Annotated in this window: 16 protein-coding genes; 5 read left to right on the top strand and 11 right to left on the bottom strand. The window is 33.1% G+C overall.

The window, feature by feature from the left end:
* Positions 1-291: 291 nt before the first annotated feature.
* The 3 genes from Q0921_RS16015 to Q0921_RS16005 are packed head-to-tail and all read left to right on the top strand — an operon-like array spanning position 292 to position 3736.
* The gene (locus Q0921_RS16015) at positions 292-957 is read left to right on the top strand and encodes a succinate dehydrogenase cytochrome b subunit (RefSeq protein WP_299258614.1); all 666 of its coding nucleotides are present in this window, start codon (positions 292-294) and stop codon (positions 955-957) included.
* Positions 958-967: 10 nt separating this feature from the next.
* Complete coding sequence (locus Q0921_RS16010) at positions 968-2983, top strand: fumarate reductase/succinate dehydrogenase flavoprotein subunit (RefSeq protein WP_299258612.1); 2016 nt, start codon at positions 968-970, stop codon at positions 2981-2983.
* A gap of 6 nt (positions 2984-2989) precedes the next feature.
* Complete coding sequence (locus tag Q0921_RS16005; RefSeq protein ID WP_299258610.1) at positions 2990-3736, top strand: succinate dehydrogenase/fumarate reductase iron-sulfur subunit; 747 nt, start codon at positions 2990-2992, stop codon at positions 3734-3736.
* A 45-nt stretch (positions 3737-3781) separates the two neighbouring features.
* Here Q0921_RS16005 and Q0921_RS16000 read toward each other — a convergent pair whose 3' ends face one another.
* Together Q0921_RS16000 and Q0921_RS15995 are read right to left on the bottom strand one after the other, a co-directional pair.
* Positions 3782-4603: an NAD(P)H-binding protein gene (locus tag Q0921_RS16000; RefSeq protein WP_299258607.1), complete on the bottom strand. Its 822-nt coding sequence runs from the start codon at positions 4601-4603 to the stop codon at positions 3782-3784.
* Positions 4587-6989: a M28 family peptidase gene (locus tag Q0921_RS15995; RefSeq protein WP_299258605.1), complete on the bottom strand. Its 2403-nt coding sequence runs from the start codon at positions 6987-6989 to the stop codon at positions 4587-4589. Before Q0921_RS15995 ends, Q0921_RS16000 begins: the two co-directional genes overlap by 17 nt.
* Positions 6990-7300: 311 nt before the next feature.
* Between Q0921_RS15995 and Q0921_RS15990 the strand changes: the two genes are divergently transcribed.
* The gene (locus Q0921_RS15990) at positions 7301-7771 is read left to right on the top strand and encodes a CBS domain-containing protein (protein WP_299258603.1); all 471 of its coding nucleotides are present in this window, start codon (positions 7301-7303) and stop codon (positions 7769-7771) included.
* A gap of 3 nt (positions 7772-7774) precedes the next feature.
* Here Q0921_RS15990 and Q0921_RS15985 read toward each other — a convergent pair whose 3' ends face one another.
* From Q0921_RS15985 to Q0921_RS15965, 5 genes are all read right to left on the bottom strand, one after another.
* Entirely contained in the window at positions 7775-8488 is a 714-nt protein-coding gene (locus Q0921_RS15985) for a hypothetical protein (RefSeq protein ID WP_299258601.1), read from the bottom strand.
* A gap of 1 nt (position 8489) precedes the next feature.
* On the bottom strand, positions 8490-8840 hold the full coding sequence (locus tag Q0921_RS15980; RefSeq protein WP_299258599.1) for a hypothetical protein: 351 nt from the start codon (positions 8838-8840) through the stop codon (positions 8490-8492).
* 145 nt (positions 8841-8985) lie between these two features.
* Positions 8986-10461, bottom strand: a complete 1476-nt coding sequence (locus Q0921_RS15975) for a cellulase family glycosylhydrolase (RefSeq protein WP_299258597.1) — start codon at positions 10459-10461, stop codon at positions 8986-8988.
* A gap of 270 nt (positions 10462-10731) precedes the next feature.
* The gene (locus Q0921_RS15970) at positions 10732-11634 is read right to left on the bottom strand and encodes a histone deacetylase (protein WP_299258595.1); all 903 of its coding nucleotides are present in this window, start codon (positions 11632-11634) and stop codon (positions 10732-10734) included.
* A gap of 6 nt (positions 11635-11640) precedes the next feature.
* A complete protein-coding gene (locus tag Q0921_RS15965) occupies positions 11641-13137 on the bottom strand; it encodes a hypothetical protein (protein ID WP_299258593.1) in 1497 nt (498 codons plus the stop codon).
* Positions 13138-13328: 191 nt separating this feature from the next.
* Between Q0921_RS15965 and Q0921_RS15960 the strand changes: the two genes are divergently transcribed.
* Entirely contained in the window at positions 13329-14591 is a 1263-nt protein-coding gene (locus tag Q0921_RS15960) for an MFS transporter (protein ID WP_299258591.1), read from the top strand.
* A gap of 99 nt (positions 14592-14690) precedes the next feature.
* Here Q0921_RS15960 and Q0921_RS15955 read toward each other — a convergent pair whose 3' ends face one another.
* The 4 genes from Q0921_RS15955 to Q0921_RS15940 form a co-directional block, all read right to left on the bottom strand.
* A complete protein-coding gene (locus Q0921_RS15955; protein WP_299258589.1) occupies positions 14691-16184 on the bottom strand; it encodes a hypothetical protein in 1494 nt (497 codons plus the stop codon).
* Positions 16185-16290: 106 nt separating this feature from the next.
* Positions 16291-18357 carry a methionine--tRNA ligase gene (gene metG / locus Q0921_RS15950; protein ID WP_299258587.1) on the bottom strand — a complete coding sequence of 689 codons (2067 nt, stop codon included), beginning with the start codon at positions 18355-18357 and terminating at the stop codon, positions 16291-16293.
* A 192-nt stretch (positions 18358-18549) separates the two neighbouring features.
* Positions 18550-20163 carry a DUF1501 domain-containing protein gene (locus tag Q0921_RS15945; RefSeq protein ID WP_299258585.1) on the bottom strand — a complete coding sequence of 538 codons (1614 nt, stop codon included), beginning with the start codon at positions 20161-20163 and terminating at the stop codon, positions 18550-18552.
* 7 nt (positions 20164-20170) lie between these two features.
* Positions 20171-21631 (bottom strand): DUF1800 domain-containing protein, encoded by a 1461-nt coding sequence (locus Q0921_RS15940; protein ID WP_299258583.1) that lies wholly within the window; start codon positions 21629-21631, stop codon positions 20171-20173.
* Between the last annotated feature and the right edge of the window lie 5 nt (positions 21632-21636).

The raw sequence follows: 21636 nt of genomic DNA, 5'->3' as shown, positions 1-21636 counted from the left end.
AGAGTTTCTTTTAGCAATATTAGTTTTGAAATGTGAGTCTAATAATGTTGATGAAATAGATGGAAGTATGAATTTTATATGATTTATGAGGTCAGATTAATAGAATTGCAGGAAAAACATTGTTTTTTGTTTAAAGTTGTCCCTTTATTTCAAACGATTTCGTAATGAAAACTCAACAAAATTTGAAATCTATTTTAATTCATTATAAATACTGTATTACTGGTTCAAAATCTTGTTAAAAACAAGTTTGAAGCTTATTTTTGCTAATCAAATTTTTAAACATTCTTTATAATGAGTGGATTGATAAAATCTTCAATAGCTAGAAAAGTTGCAATGGCACTTTCGGGACTTTTCTTAGTATTTTTCTTATTACAGCATTTTACCATCAATTTTACTTCTGTTTTTAGCCCAGATACTTTTAACGAATTATCACATTTTATGGGGACAAATCCAGTAGTTCAGTTTGCACTGCAGCCAGTATTAATTTTTGGAGTGGTTTTCCATTTTGTTATGGGATTTGTTTTGGAAATAAGAAACAGAAATGCTAGAGCAGTTAAATATGCTAATTATAATGGAGGAGCTGGTGCTTCTTGGATGTCTAGAAACATGATTCTTTCGGGATTGGTGATTTTAGCATTTTTAGGATTACACTTCTACGATTTCTGGATTCCAGAAATAGTGCATAAGTATATAGAGTTTGCACCAGAAGACCCATCACGTTACTACCATGAGCTAACAGAGAAATTTGTAAGCCCAGTACGTACCGGATTATATGTCTTATCTTTTGTTTTCTTGGCATTGCACTTATGGCACGGATTTGCATCATCTTTTCAATCCGTTGGTTTCAATAATAAATTTTCTGTTGGAGCTACTAAGTTTGCTAAGGTATTTGCGATTGTAATCCCTCTAGGGTTTATAATCATATCCTTAGTACTTCATTTTAATCATAATCACTAAAACCACTATTATGTCAATTTTAGACTCTAAAATACCAGAAGGTCCACTGGCAGATAAGTGGACAAAACATAAAAATACAATTAACCTGGTGAACCCTGCCAATAAGCGTAATATCGATATTATAGTTGTTGGTACAGGATTAGCAGGAGGAAGTGCTGCTGCTACATTGGCAGAACTTGGATATAATGTAAAAACATTTTGTTATCAGGATTCTCCTCGTCGTGCGCACTCAATTGCAGCACAAGGAGGAATCAATGCAGCGAAGAATTATCAGGGAGACGGAGATTCTAATTATCGTCTTTTTTATGATACTGTAAAAGGAGGAGATTATCGTTCCAGAGAAGCAAATGTATATAGATTAGCAGAGGTTTCTGGAAATATTATTGATCAATGTGTGGCGCAAGGAGTACCTTTTGCGCGTGAATATGGTGGATTATTAGATAATAGATCGTTTGGTGGGGTATTAGTATCTCGTACTTTTTATGCTAAAGGACAAACAGGTCAGCAGTTATTACTTGGAGCTTATTCCGCAATGAACCGTCAGATTAATAGAGGGAAAATAAAAGCCTTTAATCGTCATGAGATGTTAGATCTTGTGAAGGTTGATGGAAAAGCAAGAGGAATTATTGCTCGTAATTTAGTTACTGGAGAAATTGAGAGGCATTCTGCTCACGCGGTTGTATTAGCAACAGGTGGATATGGAAATGTATTTTTCTTAAGTACCAATGCAATGGGAAGTAATGTGATGGCTTCTTGGAGAGCGCACAGAAGAGGAGCTTTCTTCGCAAACCCTTGTTATACGCAGATTCACCCAACTTGTATTCCAGTATCGGGAGATCATCAGTCTAAATTAACATTGATGTCTGAATCCTTGCGTAATGATGGTCGAATTTGGGTGCCAAAAAGAATAGAAGATGCAGAAGCGATTCGTGCCGGTAAATTAAAACCAATACAGTTATCCGAAGAGGAAAGAGATTATTACTTAGAACGTCGTTATCCGGCATTTGGGAACTTAGTGCCACGTGATGTAGCTTCTAGAGCTGCTAAGGAAAGATGTGATGCTGGTTTTGGAGTAAATAAAACTGGAGAAGCTGTGTATCTTGATTTTGCTGCTGCTATCCAGCGATACGGTAAAGAAAAAGCATTGACTTCTGGTATTCATAACCCTACGGCAGAACAAATATTAGAATTTGGAGAAAAGGTTATCGAAGAGAAATATGGTAACTTATTCCAGATGTATGAGAAAATTGTGGATGAGAATCCGTACAAAACACCAATGATGATTTATCCTGCGGTACATTATACAATGGGAGGTCTTTGGGTAGATTATAATCTACAAACTACTGTTCCTGGATGTTATGCTGCAGGAGAAGCTAATTTCTCTGACCACGGAGCAAATAGATTGGGAGCATCTGCATTAATGCAAGGATTAGCAGATGGATATTTCGTATTACCATATACTATTGGAGATTATTTATCGCACGATATACGTACTGGTGAAATATCAACAGATACGCCTGAATTTGATCAAGCTGAGAAAGATGTAAAAGATCGGATCGAAAAGCTAATGGGAGGATCAGGAGAACATTCTGTTGATTATTATCATAAGAAATTAGGTAAGATCATGTGGAATAAATGCGGAATGTCTCGTAATGAGAAAGAATTGAAAGAGGCAATTAATGAGATTGCTGCTTTGAGAGAAGATTTCTGGAAAAGTGTAAAAGTTCCTGGAGCTGCTAATAGTATGAATCCAGAATTAGAAAAAGCAGGAAGAGTAGCAGATTTTCTTGAATTAGGAGAGTTATTTGCAAAAGATGCTTTGGATCGTAATGAATCTTGTGGAGGGCATTTTAGAGAAGAATCAGTAGAGCAATCCGGTGAACAAAAAGGAGAAGCATTACGGGATGATAAAAACTTTAAGTATGTATCTGCTTGGGAGTATAAAGGAGAACCTAAAGATGCTGTGCTTCATAAAGAAGATTTGGTATATGAAAACATTGAATTAAAAACACGTTCTTATAAATAAAAAGCTATGAATCTTACATTAAAAATATGGCGTCAGAAAGATGCTCAATCAAAAGGAAAGATAGTAGATTATCCAATCTCAGGAATTGAAGGGGATATGTCTTTTTTAGAAATGCTAGACGTGTTAAATGAAGAATTAATCACTAAAGGAGAAGAACCTGTAGTATTTGATCACGATTGTAGAGAAGGTATTTGTGGATCTTGTTCTTTACAGATCAATGGAGAACCTCACGGTCCAGATAGATTGGTAACTACTTGTCAATTACATATGCGTAAGTTTAATGATGGAGATACTATTTTTATCGAACCATTTAGAGCAAAGGCATTTCCGGTTGTTAAGGATTTGATGATCGATAGAAGTTCTTTTGATCGTATACAGCAAGCAGGAGGATTTATTTCTGTAAATACTTCAGGTAATACTATTGATGCTAATGCAATTCCTATACGTAAAGAGGATGCTGATGAGGCAATGGATGCAGCAACCTGTATTGGTTGCGGTGCTTGTGTAGCTGCTTGTAAAAATGCATCTGCGATGTTATTTACTTCGGCAAAGGTGTCACAGTTTTCATTATTGCCTCAAGGGCAAGTGGAAGCGACAGAGCGTGTGATGGCTATGGTAAATCAGATGGATGAAGAAGGATTTGGTAACTGCACCAATACTGGAGCTTGTGAGATTGAGTGTCCAAAAGGAATTTCTTTAGAGAATATTGCTCGTATGAATCGTGAGTATATGAAAGCTAGTTTGAAAGGGTAACTTTTTAAAATATAAATGACTTTAAAACTCTAAATCTGAAAAGATTTAGAGTTTTAATTTTAAGTCTATCTCGAAATTGTACCCTAAAATTTCTAAAATCTTTTTTGAATCAATAATCTTCCCTTTTGAAGGAACTTCATAGTTATAATTCGGAATTGAAAGTTCCATTTCCTCACATATAGCACTGTAATATTTAGCTTTTTCTGGATGCTCTGGATAAGATCCGTTAAAAGCATCATTCCAGCTATCAGTTTCTATTATTTTTTTAATAATACCTATACAATCTTCTCTATGAATTAGATTTACTGGCGCAAGCGGATTTTTGATATTTTTTCTTTTCGAAAGCATACTTGCTGGATGTCTTCTAGTATCAAACAAACCAGCAAAACGAAGAATGGTAGTTTTAAAGTTTTGATTATCCAGCAGGATTTGTTCAGTTTCTATTAATTGTTTACCTGCATTTGAAATGGCATTTGGATGCGTTTCTGATGTAATTAAAGGAAAGCCTTCGAGATCTGCAAAAACTGATGTAGAACTTATAAAAAGAACTTTTTGGATAGTTGACTGCTCAATGAATGGAATTAAATGCTGAATTTTACCCACAAAGTTGCTTTCTGGATTTTTTCTTAAGCCTGGAGGAATGTTGATAATAAGAATTTCACTCCCTTCCAAATAAGAATCAATGGAGCCTTTGGAGCCGTTTTCTGTAACGTTTATTATATATGGATCAAGGCCTAGCTCTTTTAAACTTGTTAATTTATGCGCTGAGGTTGTAGAACCTTTAATACTATATTTTTCTTTGAGTAAGGTTTTTGCCAATGGTAAACCTAACCAGCCTGTACCCAGGATACTAATCTGTTTGCTCATTATCTTTTGATAAATTTGTAGATTGATCTGTTTGCAAAGATGTAGAATCCTGAAGTTTTTCAGTGTACTCGAATCTCAAAGTTTTCTTAATTGTAATGGCATCATTAAGTACAAAGGGTTTTGGAATCATCGTTTCAGATCGTTTTGGAACAGAAAACTGATCATTTTCTAGTAAGTCATATGAAGATTCATATATAACAATTTCTGGCACAGAATCCTTATGGAATTGCATTCTTAATTCTAAAGGTTCATTATCTCTTAGGTGATATGTCAATAAACGGTTACTCCAACGATTAGTGAAGGCATTGTATACAGATCCATCTTTATCTGTTACATTTTTTGGAGCAACTCCATTTGCCAATAAACTTTTAAAATTAAAAGACTTACGCATAAACAAATCGATTCTGCTAATATCACGTTGAGGACGTAAGCAAATATCCAGTATTCTTTTATCTCCCTGTATACTATCAAAAGAGGTTTCAACTTTTATAGACTTAATATCTTTCATGGGAGCATTATTCACATAGTTGAAAGCATTACTATATTTACTTTCTATAGTATTTTGATTCCAATCTTTAGCTAGGTTTTTAAGGCGATCGATATAATTCTTAGTCCATGAATCTAAAGTATGGTCATAAGATGCCCAATAGGCTTTATTTTGATCTTCATGCACTATGTATACTAAACTATTCGGTTTTTGTCTTTCTTCCGTAAAATCAGATTTAAAGTGAGATGCTCCAAGACATACCAATGCTAATATGAAAACTATAGTCCCTAACATGCTTTTTTTAGTATAAAAACCAACTACAGGCAGTAAGAGCGTACAAAGTAAAACTGTTAATACTGATGAGGCAAAAGTTATTCTTAATCCTAAAGCAACTGGAAAAGTAGCGATAAACGGTACAATCATAAAAATAGCAGGAAGGCATAAAATGAGCATTAATATCGGGAATGGTCTTTTCTGATTAATCAATACAAACTGACATAAAAGGCAGAGTAGTACTGGTATAATAAAATAACTGGCACCTTCTAAATAAACAGCAGCACCTCCACAAATTACTATCCAAAAAAACAAGGGTGCTACCAATATACTAGGCAACTCCTCTTCATTATCAAAAACACTATATACTTTAAAGAAAGCGGCTATAGCAATTAATACAGCTCCCGCTATGTAGTAATATCCATTATATGGAAAACCGTGCAAAATATCATTGTATTCTGGATAAATGATCAATGCTAATTTCCAAAGCCCAAAACCTAGACCCCCTGCTAAACCTACAGAAATAAGAAATGCTAAAAACCCACTTCCAATTTCTCCTAATTTAATACGAAATCTAGCTTTTCCATACACTATGAAACCTATAAACAGGAAAACTGCTAAACCAAGTAATGGATAAATCCAGCTAAAAGGATATTTAATAACTTTAAATATTGGAGCGTTAAAATATAAAAAGTCTTCTTCTGATTTCAGATTTGTAATATCAGAATTAGAAAAATAGCTTAATAAAGGCATTAAATAACTACCTTGATGTTGTAGTGTATTAAGATCTAGATTTTGCCAGGTGTCATTAGCGGTATGATAATCAAAGTGATCATCAATAAAAGCAAAATTATATCCCTCAATATCTCCGTGTCTCCTAAAAACGGTCAAATCAGTGTCGTTAGGTAATAATTTATAAATACTATAGGCTAGTGAATTTGTTACAGGAAATTGAGGATCTGCTTTTATAAATTCTTCAATCATTTTACCATTCTTGCCGTTGGTTTCCATCAGCATATAGGAGTTTCCTCCACTTCCTCTAGCTTCAAAATTTAGCACAAGACCTACATTTTTCATCCATGGATGTTCTGATACGAATAAATTAGCTCCATTTAGACCTAACTCTTCTCCATCCGTAATACATATGATAATATCATTTTTAGGAGTTTTGTTTTGAGTTATATATGCTCTAATACCTTCTAAAATAGTCGCAACTCCACTTCCCGCATCACTTGCTCCATAAGAAGAATGTTGACTACTGTCATAATGTGAGAGAAGGAGTAATGCTTTACCTTCTTCTGATGTGCCTTTGATTTTAGCAATCACATTTTGAGGTTTGCTCATACTACCCTTATCGCCGATAGAAAAACCTTCCTGAATTTTTGGTGACAAGCCTAGTTTTTTGAGCTCTTCTATAATATAATCCTTTACTTCGGAGTGTGCTGGACTACCTAAGTAATGGGGTTTTTCGGAGATTTTTTTGACATGTTCTAGTGCTCTCAAAGTGGAAAATTCTTGTTCAGGAGTATTGAGACCAGAAATTTGTTGAGACATACTGCTATAAAAAGTATACCAAACAGATAAAACAATTAATATAAGAGTGAGTACTGAAAGAACTTTTTTCATCAGTTATTGGTTGTTTGCATTAGTTTGTATGAAGAGATATATGGAAAGATTTTATAGCAAAAATGGAAGCATGGAAAAGAAATGTTAGTAAACTCGCTTTTATCAATTTAATTCCTATTTGCCTCATTTATTTAATATCTATTAAGATAACTGTCACGAGCGTTAGTTTTTTTACTAATAACTAATATTTATCTATTTTATTGGTTGTGATAAAGGTAATAAAATAAGATTTTACCATTATAAATGTTAAAAATTCACTTAATAAGTAATACAAAATGACTATATTTAAGATTCACTAAATCACTATTATTATGGGAATTATAAGTTTTCAGGGCGCTAGATCTAAGGTAAAAAAACAGGATAATACACCGATTAAGGTTTCGGATTATATGTCCAGAAATTTGATTACTTTTTCTCCGAAACAGTCTGTTTTGGAAGTAATGGAGTCATTAGTAAAAAACAAAATTTCGGGTGGTCCAGTTGTTAATGAGCAAAATGAATTATTAGGAATTATTTCTGAGGGAGATTGTATCAAACAATTAAATGAAAGTCGTTACTATAACATGCCTATTGATGATGCCAATGTAGAAAGGTTTATGGTGAAAAATGTAGAAACTATTGATGGGAACATTAGCATTTTTGACGCTGCAAATAAGTTTTTAGAAACTAAAAGAAGACGATTTCCAATTTTAGAAGATGGCAAGTTAGTAGGACAGATCAGTCAAAAAGATGTAATGAAAGCAGCCCTAAAAATGAATAGCCAGAATTGGAGAGATAAATAGGTTTTATTTCTTTTTTAATTCTTGTGACTTAGGATCATCTGTAATGATTAGTTTGTTTTCACTATCACCGGATATGTATAAACTTTTAGAAGAGTATCGATCGAGAGTATGATCGGACTCCTTCCAATGTCCTGTTCCCAATAATGTGATTTTTTCTCCTATTTCAATAACTCCTTCTCGATAACGTATGCTTTTGTTAAAACCAAATAATCCGGTACTATCTTTACCGTGTGATTGTAGATATGTTTCTAAGTATTTAGGAGGATCGTTCCAGGTTCCTGATACGTGTTTTACATCCTTAACTAAATAAACCATTTTAGTTTTTGGAGATGTATCTACTAAAACTATAGCTCTTTCTCCAGAAGACTCTATTATAAAATTTACTGCTTTGTCTTCTTTTATAATGGTATGCCAAGATTTATTTTTACCACTGTGCTTTTCTTCAACTATAATCTGATAATAGGCACATTTTCTTTTTCCTATAGGTGAAATGAGAGGTTCTTTAATGTTCTGTACTTTCCCAATTACTTTAATGTATTCTTTATCCTTGACAAGCTGAATTCTTTTTATGTTAGCTTGTTTTAATTTTCGGAGAACTCTGTTTTTATGGCTAAAATAATATCCAATAAAGATTGCTATAACAATGATTAATATAAAGATCATTATTAAAAAATAGCCGTTAGAATTTATTTGAAAAGGAATTAGATTACGTGACATACTAGCTATTTCTTTTAACTAAGGCGTAATACTCGTTTTCTAGTGGAAGATACCCTTGGTCATATACAAAATAATATATCGTACCTACTTTGGTAGTATAAATGCTGGTGAAATGTTGAAAATCAAAGCCTTTAGCAATTAGTTTTGATTTGGTAGTCCTTGTTTTTTCGTTGGGATTAAGTTCTTCTAGTATCCTATAGTTTTTTCTGAGGCGATTATTAATATTTCTTACTAGGTTCTTACTATCCTTATTGATTTTGTTGTTAAAAGCATTTCTGCAGTAATCACTACAGAACTTTTTATCGGCTCGACCGATAATTTTTTCACCACATTCCGGACAGTCTTTTTGCATAGCGTTTTATTTACTAAGCAATATACAATAATCCGATTTAATCGTTTGTAAACGGTTTCTATGCATACTCTTTTTTAAGTGTTATAATCAAAAAAAGCAACTAGTCACTAGACTAGTTGCTTTTACATTAGCTTAGCAGAATCTATTATTGAATAATTATTTTTTTTGTGAATGTCTCTTTCGAATTTGTAAGCGTAATCTTAGACAGATATATCCCAGCAGCTAGTTGAGAAACATCATATGCGTAGCTGTTAGAAGATAATACTTTATCATCAAATATGTTTACTTCTCTTCCGTTAAGATCGTAAATACCTATCGATGCAATAGTTCCTTCTTTAAAATTAAAGTTTAACGTTTGGGATGCCGGATTAGGGTAAATACTAAAGGAAATATCAGAAAGATCATCTACACTTAATACATTGCCTGCAGAGCAGTTAGGGATTGGATTTGATAAAATTGGCTGTAAATAATCCATTTTCCATTGTACTACAGTACTCCAATCATCCGCCAAAATACCTCCAGTATCACCAGAATTAGGATTTAATGCCCAAAAGGTAAAGTGTAATTTTTTTTCTTTGATAAAGTCTATAAACTTGGCAAACCAGATTTCATCTAGTCCTCCTTGGCCTTTAATCCCTAATTCCCCAACGAGCAGAGGAGAAGTTCCGTTTGTATTTAAGAAGTTAAATTGTTCTTCCCAGATTCCAGGCATATTGTCCGGAAAATCTGGTGCCGAAAACCATTCCTGTTCAAAAACTGTAGGGCCATATTCGTGAGGTGAATACATCAATTTATTTGGATTACTTAAAGTAATAGGATAATCTCTGGCTCCTTGCAGATTTCCTCCCCACCAATACGATGTTTCTGTACCATCGGGTTTTGTATATGCTTCAATCCCTTCAACCATAATTAATACATTTGGATTTACATCTAAGATAGCATTACCACACTTTTCGGCTGCTAAGCGCCAGTCGAACGCGTCATTGGTTCCCCATCTAGCACCTTCTGGATTATCAATTTTACCATTTGGTTCATTATTAATATCCATTCCGATAACTGCATCGTACTCTTTATAACGATCTGCTAAAAATACCCAGTCATCAATCCATTGTTGTTCTGGAACATTATCTGTATACCATAATTTTTCAACCAGATATGCATCAGGATTTCTAGAATGACAATCCAGAATTATTTTCATATCATTCTCTTGGCACCAACTTACAACTCTATCTAATAGCTCTAATGGAGTTGTAAAAGTTGATTCTTCTTCATTCATAGGTGTTACTCCACTATAAGGATCAGAGCCATAAGAATTGATGTTTATAGAAGCACCATCTCTTAACATCATGTTATGCCAAGGTATTCTAAAGCAATTAAAGCCAAGATCTTTGGACTGTTGTAATACACTTTTGTGATCTCTAGACCAGATCCCGTGAAAACTACTGAGTTGTGTTTCGAATCCGAACCAGTTAACACCGGCTAGTATTACTTCATTTCCGTCAGCATCTAATAATTTGTTGCCGTTTACAGTTAACCAATTACCCGGACAATTTTCTTGAGAAATAACGTATTCCGATGACATTAAAATTGTCATCAGAAACAGGATATAAATTTTTTTCATTTTAGTTAAGCTTAGTTATGATTTGTATAACTGCTATAACGATTGCGTAAAAACTTTTAGTATTTCATTATTGATTCTATTTTTGATAAATATAATTTTTATTAAAAAACTTTTAATAGTATTGATTTTAAGAATTTTATGCACATAAACTTCATGTTGTTTGCGAATTTATTAAATGGAATTATTGGGTTTTTTTAATTGTAAGTTTGGTATTACAGAAACATATAGTATAAAACTTACAATTTTTACCTATTGTACATTTTAACTTTATTAAAAATAGATTTCTTGAGCTAATCTAAAGGTATTAGCGTGTGCTTCAAGAATAGTTTTAATATCTGGAGAATATCCGCCACCCATAGAGCACATTACTGGGATCGAGAGATCTTTGCAGGTTTGCAGAACAAAGCGATCTCTTTCTTTACAGCCATCAATAGTACAACCTAGTTTACCTAGCTTATCTGAAGCTAAAATGTCTACACCACAGAGATAATAAATAAAATCTGGTTTTTGGTTTTCGATAAGGGTAGGAAGAGTTTCTTTCAATATTTTTAAATAATCCGAATCTTCAGTTCCATTACCAAGAGGGATATCTAAGTCAGATTGTTCCTTCTTAAAAGGATAATTACTGGCTCCGTGCATCGAGAATGTGTACACATCAGTGTCATTTTCAAATATCTCCGCAGTTCCGTTACCCTGATGTACATCCAAATCCACGATTAAAACTTTTTTCGCCAAGTGCTTTTGCAATAAATGTCTTGCTCCAATCGCCTGGTCATTTAATAAGCAAAAAGCCTCACCACGATCTGTATAGGCGTGATGAGTTCCACCTGCTATATTCATAGAGATTCCATGGTTTATTGCATATTCTGAGGCTTTAATGGTACCATCGGCAATGATTACCTCACGATCTACGAGTTCTTGAGATAATGGAAATCCAATTTTGCGTATCGCTTTTGGATCTAAAGTAAGCTGTGTGAGCTCTTTATAGTATTCTTGGGTGTGAACAGCTAAAATAGGTTGAGAATCGGGTATTTGGGGCTTAAAAAAGTTTTCTTCTATGCAAGTACCTTCGTGAAGTAATTGTTTAGGTAATAATTCATATTTAATCATCGGAAAACGATGTCTTTCTGGTAATGGGTGTTTGTATATAGGATGGTATGCTATCTTAAGCATAAGGAATTATTCTTTGAAGCTATATAATTCATAGATTCTTTTCTTGGGATCAAAGAAACCGTAATGTAATCTGTCCTTATGTAAAAAGATATTGACAGCTTTTGTTTTGATATTTAAATTGTCTTCAAATTCAAATAATCTATCATAGCCATTCTTCTTAATATCGCCTTGTATATGATCAAAATTATTGTCGAACAGGCAGTTGATATAGGTAGATTTTGTGGTTGTATAGCTGCTGTAATTATAGAAAGTCGGATTAAAGCTTATCAAGGCACCAGTAGAACTACCAATAGTACTTCCTACAACAAAACTACCACCAAAACCATTCATTGCACTATATCCATTACCAGTAGTAATTTCTTTAGTACCTCCAAGCACAATATTATATTCGTTATCAACTTTGTATACCGATATTCCTAAATCAGAGGAAGAAATTTTTCTAAGATATTTAGATGTTTTTTCCATTTCTCTAACTCGATTTTCCGAAAAACCAGGAAGTATGCCTCCGCCTTCCTGAATGATAGGTGAGTTTTTAAATCGAATGGTATCTTCTTTCGTTACTTTATATTCTTTGATTATTTCTTCGATTCGTAAATCTAAAACAGTAAACTTCATTTTTTGATTAGAACTAGCTATTTGAAAAAGCTTATTGTCGAAAATATAAGAATTACTTTTACGATATCCTTCTTCGGTTTCTGATGGTTTGTCATAAGATTTTATAAGAGCTTCAAAAGTTTCTAAATCAATAAAACTCAATTGAGTTTTCTTATTACTATAATCAAAACTAAATATCAGTTGGTTGTTAAACTGATAAAGTTTGTTTTCTTTTGAAGTAGTTTCGATAACATTTGGGTTACTGCCCTCTATTTTTTCAATATCTATAACGGAGCGTGTCATTCCACCTGTATCCGAAAGTAACAAATCGTAAGCGTTTATAGTGTTATTTCTGCTTCCAGCCTTTGGATATTCTAATTCTTTTAGAGAAATTATGTTTTTAGTAGGTGTAAATTGTTTATCAAAAGTGTAGATATTTAGATCAGAAGATTTTTTTGTAATTGTGATTAGATGAATTTTATTATTGTAAACTACGCTTTCTACATACTTCTCCCCTTTAATCTTAAAGTCTAAGAAAGTGTTAGTAGCAGTTTTTGTTTCAAAATTAAAAGTTTGTGCGCCAAATCTAGTGTTCCAACTATCACTGAAGAAAATAGAATACATATTACCATCTACATTATATCCTAGGATATATCTGTATTTAGAAGGAATTGTTTTGGTAGTAATCTTAGATATACTAGCATAGTTACTATCTAATAAATGTGCGTGAAACTGTCTACCTTCTTCTAGTAAAAGCATTAAATCACCGGTGAGTTGATTTGGTAACGCATAAGATTCCTTTTTAGATTGGAATTTCAGAAAACCACCCTCTAATTCAAATACTTTTTCTTGTGCACTGGATAAAAAGTATATCAATAGTAAGCTAAGGAGTATTATATATCGTTTCATTTTTATTAATAAGTTGCTTTACGTGTTAATAGTTTAGGTGATATCACACATCTAATTATCAAAAAATATACTATTTAATACAAGTTTGTGTACTAGGGCGATATATTATTTTTAGCATTTTAGATAAGACAACAATCTTTATATTATGTAAACGAAGATACTATCTTTGTTAAAAAACTAATTACCTTTTAATGAAAAATGATCCTTACTCAGCATTACGATATAAAGAGTTTACTATTTTTTTATTAATACGGTTGTCCCTGGTAATGGCTTGGACCATGCAGTTTATAGTAATTGAATGGGAAGTGTATAGCCTCACGAAAGATCCTCTTTCTTTGGGTATTATTGGATTAATGGAAGTAGTTCCTGCCGTTTCTTTGGCTTTGTTTGCAGGTCATATCGTTGATCAAAAAGAGAAAAAAAGCTTATTGTTTATATGTATTCTAGGGTTTTTGGCAATTAGTTTAGGTTTGTTTCTATTAACATTACCTAGTATTAGGAATTCTTTGGTTGAATCTACTGTTTTATACGGAATTTACTTTCTCGTTTTTTTAGGCGGTATTGTAAGAGCTTTTTTAGGTCCCACTATATTTTCTCTTCTAGCATTATTGGTTCCCAAAAAGGTGTATCCTAATGCCGCTACTTGGAGTAGTTCGACATGGCAAATAGCAGCTGTGGCAGGACCAGCACTTGCAGGATTTACTATTGGTTTAATTGATGTACATTGGTCGATGTTAGTGATTATTGGTTGGGCTACACTAGCTTTTGTTTGTTTATTTAAAATCCCTAAAAAACCAATAATGAACCCCAATATAGGGGAACCTATATTTGAAAGTTTAAAAGAGGGATTAAGATTCGTTTTTAAGACCAAAGCTGTTTTAGGAGCTCTTACTTTAGATATGATTGCTGTTCTCTTTGGAGGAGCGATTGCATTACTACCTGTTTTTGCTCAGGATATTCTCAAAGTTGGACCTCAAGGTTTTGGTGTTTTAAGAGCTGCTCCAGCTGTAGGAGCTTTTATAATTATGTTCACAACCGCTTATTTTCCAATTAATAAAAATGCAGGAATCAAGTTATTGTTAGCCGTTTTTGGGTTTGGAGTAAGTATTATAATTTTTGGAATATCTTCTACTTTTTGGATTTCTGTAATCGCTTTATTTTTTAGTGGAATTACAGATGGAATATCAATGGTGATAAGGCAAACGATATTACAGCTCAAAACTCCCGATCATATGAGAGGGAGAGTTTCTTCTGTGAATTCTATGTTTGTAGGGTCTTCAAACGAGTTAGGTGCCTTTGAAAGCGGCATTACTGCTAAATATATGGGTGTAGTAACTGCGGTTGTATTTGGTGGCAGTATGACATTAATTACAGTAATTTTTACATCTATTATTTCTCCAGCCTTTAGGAAATTGGACCTTAGAAAAGATATAGACGAAAACGTAAATAACTAATATTATCTTAATATCAACTGATCACACAATTTTCTTAATAATCTTTCTTTAGTATATCAATTAGTTATAAAAAGTATTAAAATTTACATCAAACGGAGGTTATTTTAAAATCATGAATTGTTTTTTTCTTTTTCCAGAACTCATCATAATAAATGTTTCATTTTCGAATGTTCCATGATTTGGAAGATAAAGTGTATTAGCTCGATTATTTTGAATTTTATTATAGGATACTTCTCCTTCTTTTGAATATTCAAAATCATATAAAGCTGTAGACTCAAAGAAACCTTTAGAAGCTTTTATTCTTCCATCTTTTTTTTCTTTTAAGTTTTCACCAGAATTTAGAATTACGTGTAGCTCATCTCCTTTTATAAAAGCATTATAGGAATGGGTATGGGCTCTTTTAAAAATACTGCTCGCCCAATCTAATTTTCCAGAAACATTATATTTTAGAATAATTACGTCATTATAATGATATACCGTCTGCCAATGTCCACCCATATTTCCAGTATTAACATAGTTGGTAGTTATAAAAAATTCCTCAGCAAGTAAGAAAGTATTACCAGCATCATCCTCTATCACATAGTCAATATTAAATCTAGTAAGTTCTTTGTTTTTTTTCTTTTCGGCTTTTCTATATCCATATAAGTTTTCATACACTTCTATCGGTAGTTCGTGCATTTTTGTGTCAACAATAGAGAGTTGATCAGGATCAATAATGAAATTATATCCACCTTTTATTCTACCAACATTTTTATCAGAATAGAAACCTATAAGGTGTAATTGATCATTTTTACCAGAAATCGACAAGGATTCAATATGTTTATCTGTTCCGTTAATATTTAAGTTACTGATGCTGTCTTTGGTAATCTTATTTAAGGAAAAAGTATAATTTGGTTTTTCATTAAAGGTTTGTATGGATACATTTTGCGCAAAAACCTTTCCTAAAGTATATACGATTCCATTATTGTCTATAGAAATATCATTATGTTCAAAGTAGCGTTCACCATTTTTTCCATATTCTTTTTTGAAAAGAAGTTCTAAGTTTTTTGAATTATATACATAAATGGTATGAGAGTTCAGGCTTTTTTTAATATTATCAGCCGCTAATGCAAAATAGTCACCGTTTTCAGAAACTGTAAAATTAACGTGATGTCTTTTTCGGCCAGAAAACAAATTATGTTTTTTAGTCACTGTTTTTTCAAATAATGAAACTTTTTTATATGTTTTTTCTTTTAGATTTATGGTATGACAATACAAAATTCGCTCTGTTTTTTTTGGAGAATACACAGTAAAGAATTTAATCTCATCTCCATGAAAAAGCTCACCTGCAAAATCTTCTCTTTTCTCTTTTTCTATAATTTGAAAAAATACCTTTTTCAAATCTTTATCAAAAATATCGAATAGAAAGTGTTTCTTGCTCTCTCTTATAATACCAGTGTATCCAGATTTTGTGGTATGTATAGATAAAATATTTTTACTTTTATATTGATCACTGTATTCTGGACTTTCCAGAATTGCTAATGAAGTACTAGTTTGACTATTGATATTTACAAATACTAGTAGTATTAGAAATAAAAGGCTTTTTTGTAGCATAATTTCAATTTATCGTGTCATTTATCGAATTGATACTGACGTGCTCTATATAGTAAGTGCCTTAAAGAGTCAAAATGTTACTTTCAAAAACAATAATTTTAAAAAATCAACTAATCAGGGCTCCTGGATTCACTCCATCCTCATCTGGATTTAGGAATACTAACTTTCCATTTGGAGTTTCCGTCATAAGAATCATTCCTTCGCTTTCCACACCTCTTAGTTTTCTGGGAGCAAGATTTACTAATACTGTAACCTTTTTACCGATAAGATCTTCTGGTTTAAAGTGTTCTGCAATACCTGAAACGATCGTTCTAGTATTAATTCCTGTATCGACTTTAAGAACTAGCAGTTTTTTAGCTTTTGGCATTTTTTCTGCTTCTATGATGGTTCCAACTCTTAGATCCATTTTAGTGAAATCCTCAAAAGTTGCTGTGTCTTTTTGTGGTTCTATAGTTTTGTTTTCAGCTTCGTTTGCTTTTTTTGTAGCTTCTAGCTTGTCCAGTTGCTTTTGGATATCGGCATTTTCGATTTTAGAGAATAATAATTCTGCTTTTTCTATTATATGACCTGCTGGAAGTAACATTTCTTTGGTTGCAATTTCGTTCCAATTTGTTTTTAAGTCGTCGGAATTAACAGCTAGAATATTCTTTAATTTCTGAGATGTAAATGGTAAAAACGGTTCTGATAAGGTGGCTAAAGCCGCCGCAACTTGCAAACCAACATACATAATAGTTTTTACACGTTCTGGATCTGTTTTAATAAGCTTCCAAGGTTCTTCGTCTGCTAGGTATTTATTACCCAACCTTGAAACGTTTAGCAATTCCTGAGAACCTTCTCTAAAACGATATCTTTCTATAGAGCTACTAATGACATTTGGATATGCTCTTAATTCAGTCAATGTTTGTAAATCAACTTCAGAAAATTCATTTGGAGTAGGAACTACACCATTATAATATTTGTTAGTTAGTACAACAATGCGGTTGATGAAATTACCGAAATTACCTACTAGTTCATTATTGTTTCTATCTTGAAAATCCTTCCAGGTAAAATCATTATCCTTCGTTTCTGGAGCATTTGCCGTTAATGCATATCTCAATACATCTTGTTTGTCTGGAAAATCTTCTAAATATTCATGTAACCAAACAGCCCAGTTTTTAGAAGTAGAAAGTTTATTTCCTTCTAGATTTAAGAATTCATTAGCAGGAACGTTTTCTGGTAAAATATAACTTCCTTCAGCTTTCAGCATACTGGGAAAAATGATACAGTGAAATACGATATTATCTTTACCTATAAAATGTACAAGCTTGGTATCTTTATCTTTCCAATAAGGTTCCCAATCTTTTCCTTCTCTGGCAGCCCATTCTTTAGTAGAAGATATATATCCAATCGGTGCATCAAACCATACATAGAGTACTTTTCCTTCTGCACCCTCTACAGGAACAGGGATTCCCCAATCTAAATCACGGGTTACTGCTCTTGGTCTTAGTCCATCATCTACCCAAGATTTAATCTGACCATATACATTGGTTTTCCAATCTTTTTTATGACCAACTAATACCCATTCTCTTAGAAAATCTTCATATTGATCTAGTGGTAAAAACCAATGTTTGGTCTGTTTTAAAGTTGGTTTTGCCCCAGAGATAGTTGATTTAGGATTTATTAAGTCTGTTGCATTTAAAGAACTACCACAATTTTCACACTGATCTCCATATGCTTCCTCATTTCCACATTTTGGACAGGTACCAGTTACAAATCTATCTGCAAGAAACTGATTTGCTTCAGGATCATATAATTGTTCTGAAGTTTCTTCGATAAATTTACCATCTTCATATAATTTCTTAAAAAATTCTGAAGCTGTTTCGTGATGAATAGGGGCAGAGGTTCTGGAGTAATTGTCAAACGTAATTCCGAAGTCTTCAAAAGATTTTTTGATAATTGCGTGATACTTATCTATAATTACTTGAGGAGAAACTCCTTCTTTTTTTGCACGCATTGGGATGGCTGCACCGTGCTCATCACTACCACAAATAAACGCTACATCGTTTCCAGTGATTCTAAGGTATCTGGAATAGATATCTGCGGGTACGTAAACTCCTGCTAAATGTCCAATATGAATAGGTCCGTTTGTATATGGTAAGGCTGATGTAATTGTATATCTCTTTGGTGCGCTCATAATGCTTGTAAAAATAAGCGACAAAGGTACTAAACACGGAGATAAAATAAGGAGGCTTTATTTAATTAATGTAAAACTTAAATAATGTGCAATTGCTAAAGGTATTATAGGATCTTTTACGCATAGAATAAAAAAACAGTATCAGAAATTAATCCGATACTGTTTAACATAAAAAGAGGATATTGAATCCAGTTATAAAATCATTACTGGCTTGCTATATTGTTGCTTGCCTTTTGTTATCCTATACGCATAAAACCCTTCAGACAATCTAGTGTTAGCTGCTTCTTTTACATTAATAACATGTTCTCCCTCTAAGAGGATTTCATTTTTTAGAGTAGCTATTTTTTGTCCAGTAATACTATATAGGTCAATATTTACGTGCCCTACTTGGGTATTGCTTAAATGAATAAAAGATTGACTACCAGTATAAGTGACTGTGTGACTAAATTTTTGAAAATCAGTGATTTCTTCATCTGTACCAAGACTACTACAATTAAATCCTAAGTCGAGAGAATTATATTCTTGATCTAGAAGAACTTGATCTACAAGATTGCCGTCTATACATAACCATTCTTTCATTATCGAAGCATAGACTTGCCTAAAATCGTTAGTGTTGTATAGGTTTCCATTTCTATTCAAGTTAGATAAATCAGGATGCTCTCCTATAAAACCATTACCATCTAATCCAGTTCCAAAAAGCATCATAGGTGCAGCAGTACCGTGATCCGTTCCACGAGATCCATTTTCTTTTACCCTTCTGCCAAATTCTGAAATAGTCATAGCTACAACTTTATCATCCCATCCTGCATCTTTAAGATCATCATAAAAATGAGACATTGTTTCTGATAGTTGAGTTAGAAGCTGTTCCTGTCTATTTATCTGGTCATTATGAGTATCAAAACCGCCTAAAGTAACAAAATATACTTTAGTCCCTAAGTTGCCTTTTATTAATCGAGAAACCACACTCAATTGTTGTGACAATGAATTATCAGGATAGTTTCCAAAGTCGGATGTACTTTCATAAGCATCATTGATTACACCTGCATACGTAAATGTAGTATTAGCGACACCTTTTAGATACCCTACCTTTTCTCCGTGTGTACAATCAGGAAGATTGTTAAGGTCATAGAGAGATCCATTTTGAGCAATTTCATAGAGTTTTTTAGGATCAGCTACAGAAAAAGCAAAATTATTTTGGTCTCCATTAAATATAAGATTACCACTGCTTCCTATTTGGATCGCTGCCGGACGTTCTGGAGGGTTTAATAAGTAGTCAGGGTATAGATTTTCAAAATATCTTCCCATCCATCCAGTACTTTCTTGATCTGTAACATCAGAAGTTGCCCAAATATCAGAACCTGTAAAATGCGATAGTGCACTTTCCTCGTATCCAACACCATGAACTATTTTCATCTTGCCATCACCCCATAATTGCTCAAATTTAGTAGCATAATTAGGCATGCCATAATCATCATTAAGATTGAATAGCTGATTTTCTCGTATTCTTATATTCGGGCGAGCATTAGCATAAGTATCATATTGGTTAATTGGGATTACAGTATTTAATCCGTCATTACCTCCTTTAAGTCTAATAATAATAAGCACTCTATCTGTTTCAGATTCGTTAAGAGCAGCCGATAGAGGCGAGGGTTTTGATACGGATAATGCTGTGTTAGCTAATGCTACAGTTCCTCCTCCCACAATACCTAAAGCTTGTAGAAATGAGCGTCTGTTCCATTTTTTATGTTCCTGATTATTACAACTATCAGGTTTAGGAGTGAAGTTTTTATAATGAGTATCGCACATGATTTTTCTATTTAAGTTGGAATTCGGGAATCGTTATAAGAAATTCTAAAAGCCTGTAGACTTGTCTAGGAGCGGTATCCCAATCGAGACTCCAAGTACCATCTTCAAAATAGTTTTCAGGAACCTGATCTTTAAAAATCACTAATCCTTGGCTATATTCTGTGGCACTTAGTAACTCCTTAGAAAGGAAATTATCTAAAATTGATTTTGATACAAGCTCCACATCATTAGAGTTACTGCCCATAATACTTATTGCAAGTGTTCTAAACTGTTCTTCATTATGTCGCCACGATCTCCATAAGTACCAGCCAATCCTGTCCCATCTTGTAGTTAAGGTACTAGAATCAATCCAATCTTTATCTCCTTGCCAACCGGCAACATCTGCGGGCTTTAGTAATTCTTGCCCTAATTCCTGACACCCACCTCGTATTTTGTTATTAAATTCAAAATCTGCTGGTAATTCGAAATTTAAATCTTTAAAGAAATTGACTTGTATATCGGTAGGACTTTTAATAAGCACGCCTTGACTCTTTTCGTCGAAAAAATGCTCACTTTTGAATAATTGTCTTAATACCGGTGCGATTTCGAAGTTATTATCCAAAAATGTCTGTGCAAGTTGATCAACAATATCTTGGTTTGTAGAAGGACTAATAAAATAGCGATAGAATTTACCACAAATGAATTTTGCAATTTGTGTCGGTCTTTGCTCAAACAAAATACGGATAACGTCGTTATAATCCCAGTTACCTTCTTGGTCAAAAATTATTTTACTTTCATTATCAAACTTGTCATTGTCTAAAGTAATAGCTCCCCAACGTTGCTCTCTTTTATTCCAACCGGTTAGTGCTCTGGCAGTTTCGACAATATCATTTTGTGTGTATCCATTATCTACACCTAAAGTAAAGAGCTCATAAAGCTCTCTTCCGTAATTTTCATTAGGTCTATTTTTTGTGTTTTCATAACCATTTAAGTAAATCAACATAGCAGAAGAAAGACCAATATCTGTAGTAAAGTCTTTAAAATTACCTAAAGAATGAAATTGTAGAAGATTATAATATTGAAACATATAAGCAGGACTTTGATATGTATTATCTTCTGTTACAAAATGATTACTCCAAAATAAAGTAAGACGGTCTCGGAGATTATTTTGAAACATATCTGTTACCATTTGGTTTTTCCAATCCCTTCTATATGAAAAAGGATTTTCTGGTGTGGCATCAAAGTCATCTTTTACCCAATAACCCCATTCTGGTGCTGGAGTTGGGTTTAGATTTAAAGCTTCATCAATAAGACTATCAATTAAATTTGAAGGGTTTTGATTAAGAGCAATGTCCACCATCTCAGGAGTAGCACCAAAACCAAGTCTTCTATACAAATGATTAATCTTTTGTCTATTCCAGGGATTTGTATTAGTTGGAGAATAGACATTTAGTGAAGCAACATTACATGAAGTATTTGTTGTCATCATAAAAG

The organism is uncultured Aquimarina sp., from assembly GCF_947496855.1.
GTDB lineage: Bacteria > Bacteroidota > Bacteroidia > Flavobacteriales > Flavobacteriaceae > Aquimarina.
The sequence above is the reverse complement of the archived record's forward strand: the minus strand, read 5'-3'. Positions and strand labels throughout refer to the sequence as shown.